The organism is Butyrivibrio sp. DSM 10294, from assembly GCF_028539135.1.
Lineage (GTDB): Bacteria > Bacillota > Clostridia > Lachnospirales > Lachnospiraceae > Butyrivibrio.
Genome location: NZ_JANSWL010000039.1, coordinates 20,869 through 36,068, shown reverse-complemented (window position 1 = coordinate 36,068; position 15,200 = coordinate 20,869). Strand labels below are relative to the sequence as shown.

Below are 15,200 nucleotides of genomic sequence, written 5' to 3'. Positions count from 1 at the left end.
TCAAAGACATTTGATGAGCTCTTATTTTTGTATATGTCAGTTAGTATAATAATGAGATTTTGAAGTGGTTCATGGTGAATTATGAGTGGAATATATGGTGTAGTTTCAAAAAATAAAATCGAACAAACTAATTACATTGGATTGACTAAGTGGAATGGTCTGTACGGTGATTTGGAGAATCAAAGGACTGTTACAGAGACCTTTCTTTTGGGAATCAAGCCTGAGCGTTTGAGAGAAAAGGATTCAAATGCTGATAATTATCTAATGAAGAACGGAAGCATGCTAGGAGCCATTGATGCATTTGTATTTTCAGAGAATGAAACAGAACAATCTGACCATGATTATATTTTTTGTACAATAAAAGAAAAAGGGATTCAAGGCTTAAAAGACATAAATGGAGATTTCGCAGGAGCCATTTGGGATGATTTTGGAAAGCAACTTGTGCTGTTTAGAGATCACATGGGAATCAGGCCACTTTTTTACTATCAGGATGATAAGAGAGTGATTTTTTCTACGGATATCAGAGGCATTACTTCTGTAGAGGATACAGATGTTTCAGTTAATGAAGAACTATTGTATTATGCGATGATAGGTGCATCTGAGCATTCAGCAACAAATACTGAATATCGTAGAATCAAATGTGTGTCTCCCGGTGGTTATGTAAAGTTTGATTTTTCTGATTCTAAAATAACATGTAACGAAGGCTACTATTGGATTCCCGGAGAAAAAAAGATTCGCTGTAAGAATAGGACAGAGTATACTCGTGAACTTAGGAAGTTAGTAGAGAATGCTGTTGCTATTAGAGCAAGAGCATCATCATTTCGAATTGGAGCGGAATTGTCAGGGGGCTTAGATTCAAGCGTGATTGATCTGCTTTTGGCAGGATTGAGAAAAGACTGCGTGTATTATTCCTGGACTCCTGGGGAAGATTATCTACCTATAGTGGAAAAGGATGAGCGCCTTGTAATAAAAGATGTATGTGAAAAGGCAGGAATAGAATGTAACTATGGGGGGCTGAAAATACAGATTGACGGGGACGAGACTCTTAATCAACGTTTCTTTTTGGATACTGAAGGAAAATATAAAAATACCTATTATTATATAAAATATGCATTTCCACACTATATGAATACAGCCCAAATCTATGAGACTGCTTCATTTATGAGGAATCAAGGTGTTAAATTTGTTTTTACCGGTCACGGAGGTGATGAAGGCGTTAGTCACAGGGCAAATCCATATGAAATGCTGCACTATCATGAGTACTATCATTATTTGCGACTGATGTATTCAAGGAGTAGTGTTTCGAAATACAGACTTATTAAGACCATTGGGCTTATTAGAGATAATTTAAAATATGCCAGAGAAAAGTTGTTAAAGCCTTTTTTCCATGTGGATGCGGGTGCTAACCCTGTTATGAAGCCTGAGTTTGCTGAGAAAAATAAAACAAAAGCTTTACCTTTATTATATTTTGCATACGACCCTGTTAGGTATATTAGGCAAGGAGGCAGCAGAAACAGACTCGATGTTTTGGCTTTCTACGGGAGTTGTACCGGTATAAGATATTTGACACCATATCTTGACTATAGAGTAATTGATTTTGCACTGGGCATTCCCAGGTATTTATACCATAACTGGTACTATAATCGATATATTTTCAGAGAGGCTTTCAAGGATATTATGCCAGAGTCCTTGTACTGGCTGAAGTCTAAAGAGAGCATCAGCATGAAAAACACTGTCATGAATAAAAAGAATGAGAAAGAAGACGGCGGTTTAAAAGAGGAAACAATTAATAGCAGGAAAGAGTATCTTGAATGGCTTGATCGGGATTACTGGTCTGACTATCTTGACTTTGACGTCTTAAATGATTGGGTTTATTGCAAGAGCAATAAAGAATTTGATAGTAAGATTTATTCAACAATAATTCAATGTATTCAAATAGAGCATCTGGTCAAGCGTTCCAGAGAAGCGAATTTATCCTCTTGAATTCTTATACACCCACGTGTAAATCTTGTCATGTGACACCGCAACACGCTGCATTCCGTTTTTATCCTTGAAGCTGATGGTGATAGCGGTATCAGAATCATAGTTTATGGTGTACTCGGTTTTGCCGCTGCAGATATATTCGAGGTCTTTATCATCTCTGTAATCGGCTTCGTTCCAGCCATAGATATCACCGGTGATGTTGTCCCTTATAAGGACGGCATCACCTTTTTTGTTGGAGGCAATTACACAAGAATCCTTGAGATGACTTACCTTGAAGCTTGTCTCTGAATAATTGTCGTAAACATAGAGCATGCCGCCGTTTTGTCTGTCGCTGTAAAAAAGAAATCTGCCGTCGGAGGAAACCATCTGGGGGTAATGCTCACCTAAAAGGAGTGTCTGATACTCCTTTGAAGTGGTGATCTTGACGATACCGGTTCGGCTTCCGTTTTCTTTGGTGGCGTAGATAAAATGGGCATCGCTGAAGTTTTCGTTATAGTAGATGGCGGTAATATTGTTATCTGCAAGATAGGTCTCGTTGAAGCGGGTGTCGTACATGTACAGATCGCCGTCGCTTGTAAGGTAAAAGTCGTAAAAATCTATATTGCAGGAATCTACAAGATCCGCATCCTGTGACAGGGTTGTCACAGTGAAGGGGTGCTGCTTGTCGGTGACATCGGGACGACTTGAGAAACGGGCATAGCCGGCGATTAGTGAGAATACCACTAAAAATACAGCCGACACCTTTAGCATGGAAATCATGAAGGGGCTTTGTTTCCTTTTGCTACGAGAAGTGTGTCTGCTGTCGTCGCTATTCTTGGAAAAAGGATTCGCTGCGTCTGCGTATTCTTCCTGTTTGGCCAGCTGTTGTCTGATGTCGGAATCTATATCTGACTCAAGATACTCACGCTTGATGTTCGGATTGCTCTCCTCTAAAAGAAACTCGCCGCGAAGACGATCGTTGCGGTCTTTCAGCGCAGCTTCTGTGTCAAATTGCACGGGAGGCTGCGGATTATCCTGAGTTTCAAATGCTATTGGGCTTGAATTAGAATTATTATCTTCAAGATACTGATACATTTATTCTCTCCTTTTTCAAAAAAAGACTCTACTAATTTAAAAAAATATTGTGACCATTTTGTGAACAAGCACAAACTTGATTACAATCAATGTTTACATAATGTCGCTTTGATAAGATAACCTTCGGAAAAATAAGTGATAAAACTTTAACAAGCACTTTGTTTTTTAAGAAGGAGAATATTATGAAAGAAGCATGGAGAGGCTTTAAAGGAAGCCACTGGCTGGATGACGTAAATGTACGTGATTTCATCCAGAATAACTACACACCCTATGACGGAGATGAGAGCTTTTTAGCAGATCCCACAGAAGCTACAGATAAGCTTTGGGGAAGACTTCAGGAGCTCCAGAAAGAAGAGCGTGAGAAGGGCGGCGTTCTTGAGTGCGAGACAGAGGTTGTTTCAAGCCTCACAGCTTATGGCCCCGGATATATCGATGAGTCTATGAAGGATCTTGAGACTGTAGTAGGTCTTCAGACAGACAAGCCCCTTAAGAGAGCATTCATGCCTTACGGCGGAATCAAGATGGCTGAGGAAGCTGCTGAGACATACGGCTACAAGGTAAACGAGAAGTTCCACAAGATCTTCACAGAGTACCACAAGACTCACAACCAGGCAGTATTTGATGCATACACACCTGAGATGAGAGCTGCAAGACACAGCCACATCGTAACAGGTCTTCCTGATACATACGGACGTGGACGTATCGTAGGCGACTACAGAAGAGTTGCTCTGTACGGTATCGACTTCCTTATCCAGAAGAAGCAGGAAGATTACAACAACTGCGGCGACGGAACAATGCTTGATCACATCATCCGTCAGAGAGAGGAGATCTCCGAGCAGGTTAGAGCACTTAAGGGCATGAAGGAGATGGCAGCTGTATACGGCTTCGATATCTCACAGCCTGCTAAGAACGCAAGAGAGGCAGTTCAGTGGCTCTACTTCGGATACCTTGCAGCTATCAAGACACAGAACGGTGCTGCAATGTCAGTTGGACGTGTTTCAACATTCCTTGATATCTATATTGAGAGAGACCTTCGTGAGGGTACTCTTACTGAGAAGGAAGCTCAGGAGCTTATCGACCACATGACAATGAAGTTCAGAATGGTTAAGTTTGCTCGTATTCCTTCATACAACAACCTTTTCTCAGGCGATCCCGTTTGGGCTACACTTGAGGTTGGCGGTCTTGGTATGGACGGCCGTCACATGGTTACTAAGAACGACTTCAGATTCCTTCATACTCTTGAGAACATGGGACCTTCACCTGAGCCTAACCTTACAGTGCTCTACACATCCAAGCTCCCTGCTACTTTCAAGAAGTATGCTGCTAAGATCTCTGTTACAACATCTTCAATTCAGTACGAGAACGACGATGTTATGAGACCTATCTGGGGCGATGACTACAGCATCTGCTGCTGCGTATCTGCTACACAGACAGGTAAGGAGATGCAGTTCTTCGGAGCAAGAGCTAACCTTGCTAAGTGCCTTCTTTACGCTATCAACGGCGGTAAGGATGAGAAGTTCCTTACAAAGGACGGCAAGCACATGCAGGTAGGTCCTGAGATGGCTCCTATCACTTCAGAAGTTCTTGATTATAACGAAGTAATGCACAAGTACGACATCATGATGGATTGGCTTGCAGGACTCTATGTAAACATCCTCAACCTCATTCAGTACATGCACGACAAGTACTACTACGAAGCAGCTGAGATGGCTCTTATCGATACAAACGTAAGACGTACCTTCGCTACAGGTATCGCAGGCTTCTCACACGTTGTAGATTCACTTTCAGCTATCAAGTATGCTAAGGTTTCTACCGTTCGTGACGAGTCAGGCCTTGTTATCGACTACAAGGTAGAGGGAGACTTCCCAAGATACGGTAACGATGATGAGAGAGCAGACGAGATCGCTGTATGGCTCCTTAAGACCTTCATGAAGAAGATCGAGAAGCACCACACATACCGTGATTCCGAGCCTACAACATCTATCCTTACAATCACATCTAACGTTGTTTATGGTAAGGCTACAGGTGCTACACCTGACGGAAGACCTGCATTCGCTTCATTTGCACCCGGTGCATCACCTTCCTACGGTGCAGAGAAGAACGGACTTCTTGCTTCACTTAACTCTGTTGCTAAGATTCCTTACGAGTACGCTCTCGATGGAATTTCAAATACACAGACAATGAATCCTAACGCTCTTGGTCACGACGACGAGGAGAGAGCAAACAAGCTGGTTAACGTCCTTGACGGATACTTCAACCAGGGCTCACACCACCTCAACGTTAACGTATTTGGTAAGGAGAAGCTCATCGATGCTATGGAGCATCCTGAGAAGCCTGAGTACGCTAACTTCACAATCCGTGTATCAGGTTATGCTGTTAAGTTCATCAACCTTACTAAGGAGCAGCAGCTCGACGTTATCGCACGTACATGCCACGAGGCACTTTAATAGCAGGACGATGAGAGGCAGACAACATAAAACAAGTATTTTTTATGTTGTCTGCCTCTCATCTGTGTATTGGCTAATGAAAGGTGACGGAGTCATATGTACGCACTCTACTTTGCGTCTCGCAACAATCTTTTTTGATCGGGTAAAATGTGAATTCTTTGTGTCTGAGATTGCGCAAAAATCGCTGCAAAGCAGATGGGCTCTGGATGTATTTTATTTCATTTCTATACGCCGTTAATGAATTATTGTTTTTTCGGATTTTGTATTTACAAGTATAAGCGTATCTGATATATTGTCACTTGTCGGAAACAGTTAATAAATTTTTTAGATTTAGTTTATACGGAGATAAGAAATGAAAGCTTTAGTTATTACTTTTACATCAGTACTTGTTGGAATGGTTATGGCAATCACAGGACACCAGAGTTTTGCTGAGGCAAACATCGAGCATGATACAAATAATGTATTTGTTGTAGAGTTCAACGAGTATGTTGATCTTGACAGCAGTGCAGTTGCTAATGTTGAGAATGTGGCAAATGCTACTGCAATGTATCGCCCATATGGATGCTATTATGTGTTCACTGTAGAAGATGGTTCATACGAGAAGCTTCAGAGCATCTGCGAAAGCGTTAAAGAGCTTCCTGAAGTAAAGAATGCACACACAAGATGGGTTAAATAATTTGAATTACAAAAAAGAAAAGCTCGGGACTTCATTGAGAAGCCTCGGGCTTTTTTCCAATATATTCTGTGCTGCAGATTCATAATCCAGATCTTTTATGCTGTTAAGAATAATCATTTATACATGCTGATCAAATTCGCAATCTCTGTTTTATACCGCTGCCTGACATCTGCAGGCTCCAGTATTTCCACATTGGTGGCAAGGGAGAAAATCCAGCCAAAGAACTGGTCGCTGATGGCGACTTCCACGGTGGTTTCCGACCAACCATCTTTTTTGGAGGGGCGAATGGGCATATCTTTGCCAAAGCGGTCTATCATGATGCCGACAAAGCTGTTGTTGAAGGCAATCTTCACCATAGTTTCTTTGCCGCCGAACATTCCGAAATTCATTCTTGCCCAGGCGGCCATGTCGTACTGCTCAAATTCTTCGCGGCCTTCACGCCTTTTATCTGTTATTGTGATGTTTCTTATTTTGTCCACGCGGAAAAATTTGATCTTCTGCTGGGGGGTGTCGTAGCTTATGAGGTAATAATTCTCATCATCCCAGGTAAGAGCCCAGGGGCTTTCCTCGTAGAGGCCTTCCTTTCTTGGAACCATCTTTTTTTCCAGATTCCAGGTCAGGTATTCGAAGGTGATGCGCTTGTTACTCATCATGGCTGTGTGAATCTCGTCCACCAGATAGTAGATACTCTCGTTCATGGTCTTGACGCGGCCCTGAACCACAACCTGGCGCTTCAGCTGCGCTGCTTCATGCTCACTGGCAAGGGCTGTGAGCTTTTTGATCAGATCCGAGGACTTGCGCTCGGTTATGAACTTGGAGGACTGGATGGCATCCACCAGGAGCTTTAATTCTGCCAGCTCGAAGTGCTTGCCTCCCACATGGTAGTAGTAGTTGCGGCCCCGCTGCTCGCCTATAACATCAATGCCAAGAACCCTCAGCGCTTCCATATCGTCATATAGACTCTTCCTGTCCGCAGTAACATCGTATTCTTCGAGAAGCTTACGAATCTCAGGCATAGTAAGGTAATGAGTGTCGTCCGTCTTCTGAACAAGAATCTTGGCAAGATAATAGAGCTTGAGTTTCTGATTTGTTCCCTTTGGCATAACCGCCTCCTGCAAAAAGTATTCTGCTACAATGATACCCCAATTTTCAACATGTTATCAATGAAAGGAATAAATATAAATCCATATTTAACTCGGGCCTATTTATCCCCAATATTACTTTTGCACAACCCACCCCACTGTGCTATCATTATAGTGCATGGAAATGCGATTTTCATGTAATCTCGAATGAAAGGTGGTGGTTTTTAATGAAGTCGGATACACATAAATGCGGCAGTGATCCTGCTCCCGGTCGAAGTACCATAAAAACCACATACAAAGGAGATTACCATGGAAATGGAAGAAGAAAAGACAATCGTTGAAGTTTTACAGGATCTTCTCTCTAGCAGGCAATACACACTGCTCCGTCAGACCATCTCAGAGATGAACACAGCCGATATCGCGGCTGCAATGGGTGAGATGGAAAATGAGGATTCCCTTAAAATGTTCAGGATCCTGCCCAAGGACATGGCAGCAGATGTTTTTGCCGATCTGGAACTCGATGCACAGCAGTACATCATTCGATCACTGTCAGATCGTGAAGCATCCAATATTATCGACAATCTGATGGCCGACGATGCTACGGATCTTCTGGAAGAGATGCCCGCCAACGTCGTTAAGCGTATTCTGGCTAATGCCAGCCCTGAGACCAGAGCTGATATTAACCATCTTTTGCGTTACCCTGAGGACTCCGCCGGAAGTATCATGACCGTGGAGTACGTGGACCTGCGTGAGGACATGACCGTTAACGACGCCATTGAGCGCATCAGACAAAAGGGTGTGGATTCTGAGACCATCAATATCTGCTACGTCGTAACCAGACAAAAGATCCTTGTGGGCACAGTTGCCCTCAGATACCTGCTGATAATGAATCCCGATGACACCATCGGAGACATAATGAACACCAACGTCATCAGCATCAACACCATGACCGACCAGGAAGAAGCGGCCAGAATGTTCCAGAAATACGGCTTTACCGCCATGCCCGTTGTTGACAACGAGACCAGAATGGTCGGTATCATCACCATCGATGACGTAGTGGACATTCTGGAAGAAGAGGCCACTGAGGATATCGAGAAGATGGCAGCTATCATGCCTTCCGACAAGCCCTATCCCAAGGTTGGTATATTTGAAACTTACAAAAACAGAATGCCCTGGCTCCTTCTTTTGATGATCAGTGCCACCTTTACCGGCGCCATCATCACCGGCTTCCAGGAAGCCCTTGCAGCCTACGTTGTTCTGACAGCATATATTCCAATGCTGATGGACACAGGCGGTAATGCGGGTTCCCAGGCCAGCGTATCCATCATTCGTGGACTTTCGCTAAAAGAGATCGAGTTTGACGACATTTTTAAGATCATATGGAAGGAACTGAGGGTAGCGTTTCTCTGCGGTCTGACCCTTGCATCCGCAAGCTTTGTTAAGCTGCTTCTTTTGGATAAGCTCTCAGTCCCTGTTGCGGCTGTTGTATGCCTGACCCTTCTTATCGTAGTACTTATTGCCAAGCTGGTGGGCTGTTGCCTTCCCATGCTGGCTTCCAAGGCGGGTTTTGACCCGGCTGTTATGGCATCACCTATGATCACGACAATCGTTGATGCACTTTCGCTGCTGGTATATTTCAATATGGCAACGAGACTGCTGCACTTGGTTTTATAAAACAGAGGTGACAATATGACCTATTTCACAGCCTTTTTCCTGGATAATGAAAAAGACATTATTGTGAGCCTGTACAAGGACCTGGACAGAATGCTCTACGTTCTGTCCACGCCCAACCACGGCACAGGCAATCTTATAAGGAATCTCGCAGCAATCGTGCGGCTGCCCCTCTCCCATGACGAGAACGGAATGCTGGTGATAAGAGGCGAGGTTCCTTGTTTTATTGATGCGCAGAACCATGAGAGCTATATCTTCAGCCTTGGTGACATCGAAGTTGCAAGGATATATCCCGACGCCCGCGTTGAGATGAAGGCTGCGATCCCGGCTATTTCCAAGACTCTCATGAGCCAGACCAAGGATTATCGCTTAGGCCTTGATAAGACTGTTTTTAAGACCTTTGTAAAAAAAGAATTGAAATTCCGCGCAGATCTCCACACCCATATGAACGGCAATCTCACAGGCGATATGCTGATTGCCCTGGGAATCTGCCATCAGATAAGATATCCCCTGTATTATGTCAAAAAGTTAGAGCTGCAGCTAACCGAAGAGCAGTGGATCCGGGTAAATGCCCAGAGATCCAAGGTTGCCAAGCAGTTCATTACATCAGAGCTTACCGGCAAATACCTAGACCGCAAGATCAATGACAACACATATATCAATTTTGCAGACCTGATCCTCAATAACCTCGGAAATGCGGAGATGAACATAGTCAAGATCCGTGGTTCGCTGGCTGTTATCAAGGATGGACAGGCCGTTTTTACCAACCTTGAGAAGGTCTACCTCTATCGATATGTCTTTTGCAAAGGAAAAGAGAGCGATGAGAAGATAAGGCTCCATAACGTGGACCAGATCCCCGACGAGGACGTTAAGCGCTACCTCAAGCAGATGCTGATAGACAGGGAGAATCCGGATTATTGCAATAATACTATTTTCCAGGACAAGCTCCTGTGGATCGCTCGTTACTACAAGCGTCAGGGAGTCTGCTACGCCGAGATAAGTGATACCACTCTGGTAAAAAAATATGAATCCATCGAAATGCTACGGCAGGTCCATGAGGTCATGCCAAGGATATATCAGGAGACGGGTGTCATGATCCGTTTCCTGGCTGCGATGCGAAGGATCCCTCTTACAATTATCAAAGATGCGGTGACACCGGCGGATTATCTGGAGCAGAACCTGGCAGTTCTGAAGGCCACAGCTCTTGATCCGTATGTGGCGGGCTGCGATTTTGTCGGCGAGGAGATTAATGATATCAGCACTCTGAGACCTGTTTTCAAGGAGCTGGTGAAGATCGCAAAGGAGGATCCTTCCTTTGTCATCAGAGTTCACGCCGGAGAGAATGACAGTTACAAGGACAATATTCTGGGCAGCATTCAGTGTGTACGGGATTTCCTTGCGCCGGGGCAGCAGATGCCGAGAATGAGACTGGGACATGGTCTGTACACCTACTCCTTAAGGTCTCTGAAGGGCAAAGAAGTCCTTAAGATGTTAAAAGAGAACAATGTGGTGCTGGAGTTCCAGATAACCAGTAACGTAAGATTAAATAACCTGAATTCCCTGGATAAGCACCCCCTGCGGCAGTACCTGAAACAGGGCATAAAGTGCGTGCAGGGCTCAGATGGTGCGGCTCTCTACGGAACCAATTCAATTGATGAGGAACTGTCGTTGGAGAGGATGCTGGAGCTGTCTGAGAAGGACCTTCGTCTTATGAAGGAAACCGAGGAGAGCATCATAGAATACAGCAGGGCTGCGTATTCTACCAAGAAAGCAGCTTACACGGAGATGCTCGGCGAAAGGGATATGGAGGAAGTCCTTCTTGAGAAGATGCAGACTGTTAAGATATCCCGTGGCAATACTAAGAGTGTTCCAAGGTTCGACGCCAACAGAGAGCTCAAGGAAGAGATTGAGGAGCTGGCCTGGGATAGATTCCCGGTTATTTTGCTGGGAGGAAGCTTTAATACCGAGAAGCGTGCTACCCGTGTGACACAGGAGGGCATCAAACAGATGAAGGAGCTGATGAAGTTCCTGGATCCCGAGGAGGTCTTTTTTGTCATAGGGCACAAGCTCTCAGGCTATGAGAAGTATCTGCTTGATAATAATAAAAAAGGATTCAAGATCTACAGCGTTGTTCCTGCGGCCGTGACCGCCAAAGAGATTGACCGGCTAAAGAATAGCGGCGTTAAAATAAGAGTTTCCACAGAGACTGAGGGCATGGGCATCTACAAGAGCTTCAACTACGAGATCTTCGAAAGGCGCCCTTCCATGGTCGTTGCCTTCGATGGCAACAGCGCCGCCGCCAACCTCATCCAGGAAGCCAAAAATGGCAAAGGCAAAGCCGCCATCCTGGTGTGGAGCCGCTCCAAGACCCTCCAGCAGAAGGCCCGTTCCCTGCAGGGATACGTGGAATTCTTCGATGAGGAGAAGGGGATCGTGGAGCAGATAAGGAAGATACAGAGGGAGTTTGGGGAGAAGGAGAAATGATGAAAAAGAGATTGTGCGCAGCATTACTCAGCTGCATGATGCTGTTTACGGGAATCCCTGTAAGTGCATCAGAGGGAGAATACACTGATTTTTCTGAGGAGATTACCTTAGAGTCTGAGGAAGAGGAAGGGACTGTAGCGTTACAAGAAGTTGATGAAGCTAATCCCGATATAGAGACCGTTCAGGAACAAAGTACTGACGAAGATACATCGCATGAGCTCACAGAGGTTCCTGAGGATGTTGAATTGTCGGAAACCACTGATATTCCGGAAGATACAGCGATTACGGAAGAATCAGCTGTGTTGCCAGATGACTGGGAATCCGCTTGGCTTGAGCGTTATAACCTCACCAAAACGGAAGACGGCAACTACATATCCGTTGATGAAAACGGTGACACCTGGTTCTACGATTCTGAGGATCCGGAACTTCTTAAATACTTTCCAATAGAAGAGGATCAGACAATGGTTCCCATTTCACCTCTTGATGAGGAGGAATTCACTTTCCTTGAGGCGCAGAATCCCGATCCACATGTATTCAAGCTCCATCCGCAGCTCAGGGTCAGATATCCCAAGTATTACAAGACCGATGATGACAGCAAAAGAGTTGGCATTCGCTATGGTATAGACATCTCAAAGTATCAGAAGAACATTACTAAAGATAACTTTGCTCGTATGAAAAAGGAATTTGGCATTGACTTCGTTATTGTAAGGGCAGGTGCCAGAGGATACGGATCTGCAGGAACGCTTATCGACGATGAATGCTTTGTAAACAATGCAAAGAATGCAGCGGCAGCAGGACTTAAGGTTGGCGTATACATCTATTCACAGGCTATAACGGAAGATGAGGCCGTTGAGGAAGCTAATTACTGCCTAAACAAGATCAAAGACTTCAAAAGTGCTATCACTTTGCCTATATACATAGATTACGAATATAGTAAAGACCCCGGAAGACTTCAGAAAGCTGGGCTTTCAGCAGAGCAGCACACTGCAATCGTCAACCGTTTTTGCACTACTATTAAAAACAGCGGCTTCCTTCCAGGAATATACGCCAATAGGGATATGCTTGAAAAAGACATGGTTCTTTCCCAAATCCCGAAAACGACCTACATCTGGATGGCCAATTTTGTCAAAAATCTTGATGGCGAATATGGCACCTCCTACGAGGGAAGGCTTGAGACCTGGCAGGTTACCAGTAGTTTCAGCTTCCCTTCGGGCATGGTGGGAAGTACATATGTAGATTTTGATTTTTGGTTCGGAGACTACTATCGCATCGCCGACAGCCTCAAATATGAAGCCAACGGTGGGCGCGGTAGCATGTCAGTTACCAAGGGCTATCAAGGAACAGAAGTTACCGTAGCTAATTGCAGCTATAACAACGCCGGTCATACTTTTGTAGAGTGGAACACCAAGGCCGACGGAACCGGCCAATCCTACATGCCGGGAGATAAGTACACCCTCACCCAGGATAACGACGTTCTCTACGCCATCTGGAAGATCCAGAGCTACACCATGACCTTCGACAGTATGGGCGGCAGCAGCGTCAGCAGCATAACTGCAGTGTACAACACTCTGATCAAAAAGCCCGCTGATCCCGTGAGACAGGACTATATCTTCACCGGCTGGTACAAGGATGAGAACTGCAATTATGAATGGGATTTTACAAAGGATACCTTAAGGCGAGACACCGTGCTCTACGCAGGCTGGAAGCTGGATGAATCTCTTGACTGGAGAGACCTTGATCTTCCGGAAAATGCTGATATCAAGGCCATGTACGCGAGCGCAGATAAGGTACCGCTTGAGATACTGGTTTACGGAGTGCCTGAGAGCGTTAACTACGAGGGCAAAGCGATCACTTTCCCGGGGATAAGAGTTTTTTACGGCACCAAACAGCTTAAGCTGGGCTCGGATTACACCGTTAAATACAAGAATAATGTTAACGTCGGCAAGACCGAGACTGACAAAGCGCAGCTCATCATAACCGGCAAGGGCAACTATCAAAAGACAAGAATCGTGGAGTTTGCGATTCTTCCGCTTGATATCACTGACAAACTGATTGCCCCGGATGTTAAGCTGGGCTATACCGGCAAAGCGCAGAAGGTAGTTACCACCGTGTCCTATGTTAAGGACGACAAGGGCGGAACGACCCTTCTTGCGGCAGGTAAGGATTTTGATTACATATATGATGAAGCGCTGATCGGCAGCGCAGATGAAGATACAGAGTATACCGTTACTGTAAAGGCTAAGGGCAACTACACCGGAAGCGGCACATTTACAGCGGTTATTCTGAAGAAGGAGACCGAGAAAGTACCTGTTTCCAAGCTCAAGATCGGCAAGATCAAGGCTCAGAAGTTAGAGCTAGGTGCAGACGGCTCCGTGAAGGCAGCTGAGCCGGTACTGACCGTTAGCTACAATAAGGCTGCGGTTCCGCTTCTTGGAGACGGAGAAGACCCTGACGCTGACGGCTATGTGATCGAGCGCTACACCGACAACGACCGGGCAGGCACCGCATCGGTATACATCAGAGGAAACGGCAAATACACCGGCGAGCGAAGGATCACCTTCAAGGTGACAGCGCTTCCCATGAAGTCTGTCAAGGTAGAGGGGCTTAAGACATCTTTTGTTTTTGCCTGCAAAGCCATAACCCAGGAGGGCAACTACAAACTGACCTATACGGACGCAGCCGGAACTACTTACGAGTTAAGAGAGAATGAGCATTTTACGGTGTTATATCTTAATAACGTCAACGCCGGCAAGAACAAGGCATCAATTACTTTTACCGGAATCGGAGCATTCTCCGGGGCTGTTAAAAAGACTTTTTCCATAGAGCCTGCTCTGCTAATAGCCGGAAAAGAGCCGGATCCGGAGGATGTTGATACCTATTATTTCACCAAGGGCGGAGTTAAGCCTGAGGTAAAAATAGCGTTCAAAAAAGACGGCGTGCTCTATGACCTCGTTCAGGGCAAAGATTACACGCTTAAGTACGCCGGAAACACAACTGTCACAAAGCCGGGCAAAAACGCCAGTGTCACCATAACCGGAAAGGGCAATTACAAGGGAACCATAAGGCGCGAATTCAAGATCAGCCCCGAGAACCTGGGAGCCCTTGATGTATATGCGGCAGATGTTACATGCAAAGACAAAGCCGGTAACTTCAAGACTTCTATGACAATCACAGACCTTAGCGGACACAAGCTTGCTGCAGGCACAGATTTTGACAAGACAATTATCTATACCTACGCAGAAGATAAAACAATTGGCGGACAGCAAAAGTACGATGGCGATCCCGTCTTAAGCGCCGACATCATTCCTGCAGGCACCAGGCTAAGGGCCTCCGTATATGGCAAAGGAAACTTTGAAGGCATAGGCAGCGCCGAGTTCCGCGTTGTAACCACAAGCATAGTCAAGGCTAAGGTTAAGATCGCCGATCAGTGCTACACCGGAAGACCCGTTGAGATCACGAAGAGCGACATTACTTCTGTGATGGTTGGAAAAAACCTTGTTTTACCTGAGAACTACAGGATCGTTCCCGGAAGCTATGTGGCCAATGTAGGCAAAGGAACAGCCAAGGTTACATTAGAGGGCATTGGTAACTACGGAGGAAGAGTGGTTGCGACGTTCAAGATAACGGCGAAGAATGTTGCCGGCAAGTAATTAAGCCAATGCTGGTTGCATCCTTGGTTTACACCCCCCGGCATACACCTTATAAAGTGGAAAGGGAAATTATTCGGGCAAGATTTCAAAATCATTCACGGTTTACAGACGTGCTTTTTCTAAAACCGATGGA

At 45.1% G+C, this 15,200-nt stretch carries 8 protein-coding genes; 6 read left to right on the top strand and 2 right to left on the bottom strand.

The genetic code is table 11. The annotated features are described in order from the left end of the window. Window positions 1–81 precede the first annotated feature (81 nt). A complete protein-coding gene (locus NXH67_RS02385; protein ID WP_022777947.1) occupies window positions 82–1,983 on the top strand; it encodes an asparagine synthase-related protein in 1,902 nt (633 codons plus the stop codon). Here NXH67_RS02385 and NXH67_RS02380 read toward each other — a convergent pair. Then, window positions 1,972–3,057, bottom strand: a complete 1,086-nt coding sequence (locus tag NXH67_RS02380; RefSeq protein ID WP_272796242.1) for a hypothetical protein — start codon at window positions 3,055–3,057, stop codon at window positions 1,972–1,974. The two genes, NXH67_RS02385 and NXH67_RS02380, sit on opposite strands and share 12 nt — an antisense overlap. 182 nt (window positions 3,058–3,239) lie before the next feature. Here NXH67_RS02380 and pflB point away from each other — a divergent pair, with 182 nt between their 5' ends. Together pflB and NXH67_RS02370 are read left to right on the top strand one after the other, a co-directional pair. Next, window positions 3,240–5,504 (top strand): formate C-acetyltransferase, encoded by a 2,265-nt coding sequence (gene pflB / locus NXH67_RS02375; RefSeq protein ID WP_022777945.1) that lies wholly within the window; start codon window positions 3,240–3,242, stop codon window positions 5,502–5,504. Window positions 5,505–5,856: 352 nt separating this feature from the next. Beyond that, window positions 5,857–6,180 carry a hypothetical protein gene (locus tag NXH67_RS02370; protein ID WP_272796241.1) on the top strand — a complete coding sequence of 108 codons (324 nt, stop codon included), beginning with the start codon at window positions 5,857–5,859 and terminating at the stop codon, window positions 6,178–6,180. Between the two features lie 113 nt (window positions 6,181–6,293). Here NXH67_RS02370 and NXH67_RS02365 read toward each other — a convergent pair whose 3' ends face one another. Continuing rightward, window positions 6,294–7,283 (bottom strand): helix-turn-helix transcriptional regulator, encoded by a 990-nt coding sequence (locus NXH67_RS02365; protein ID WP_272796240.1) that lies wholly within the window; start codon window positions 7,281–7,283, stop codon window positions 6,294–6,296. Window positions 7,284–7,571: 288 nt separating this feature from the next. On the opposite strand from NXH67_RS02365, the gene mgtE reads away from it, so the two are divergent. From mgtE to NXH67_RS02350, 3 genes are read left to right on the top strand one after another with little or no spacing between them, the layout of a single operon-like run. Further along, complete coding sequence (gene mgtE, locus NXH67_RS02360; RefSeq protein WP_022777942.1) at window positions 7,572–8,936, top strand: magnesium transporter; 1,365 nt, start codon at window positions 7,572–7,574, stop codon at window positions 8,934–8,936. A 15-nt stretch (window positions 8,937–8,951) separates the two neighbouring features. Then, window positions 8,952–11,417 (top strand): adenosine deaminase, encoded by a 2,466-nt coding sequence (locus tag NXH67_RS02355; RefSeq protein WP_272796239.1) that lies wholly within the window; start codon window positions 8,952–8,954, stop codon window positions 11,415–11,417. Next, window positions 11,414–15,067, top strand: a complete 3,654-nt coding sequence (locus NXH67_RS02350) for a GH25 family lysozyme (RefSeq protein WP_272796238.1) — start codon at window positions 11,414–11,416, stop codon at window positions 15,065–15,067. The genes NXH67_RS02355 and NXH67_RS02350 overlap by 4 nt, the downstream gene beginning before the upstream one ends. The last annotated feature ends 133 nt before the right edge of the window (window positions 15,068–15,200 follow it).

Coding starts and splice junctions, on each gene's coding strand:
- NXH67_RS02385 (WP_022777947.1), top strand. CDS start 82: ATGAGTGGAATATATGGTGTAGTTTCAAAAAATAAAATCGAACAAACT.
- NXH67_RS02380 (WP_272796242.1), bottom strand. CDS start 3,057: ATGTATCAGTATCTTGAAGATAATAATTCTAATTCAAGCCCAATAGCA.
- pflB (WP_022777945.1), top strand. CDS start 3,240: ATGAAAGAAGCATGGAGAGGCTTTAAAGGAAGCCACTGGCTGGATGAC.
- NXH67_RS02370 (WP_272796241.1), top strand. CDS start 5,857: ATGAAAGCTTTAGTTATTACTTTTACATCAGTACTTGTTGGAATGGTT.
- NXH67_RS02365 (WP_272796240.1), bottom strand. CDS start 7,283: ATGCCAAAGGGAACAAATCAGAAACTCAAGCTCTATTATCTTGCCAAG.
- mgtE (WP_022777942.1), top strand. CDS start 7,572: ATGGAAATGGAAGAAGAAAAGACAATCGTTGAAGTTTTACAGGATCTT.
- NXH67_RS02355 (WP_272796239.1), top strand. CDS start 8,952: ATGACCTATTTCACAGCCTTTTTCCTGGATAATGAAAAAGACATTATT.
- NXH67_RS02350 (WP_272796238.1), top strand. CDS start 11,414: ATGATGAAAAAGAGATTGTGCGCAGCATTACTCAGCTGCATGATGCTG.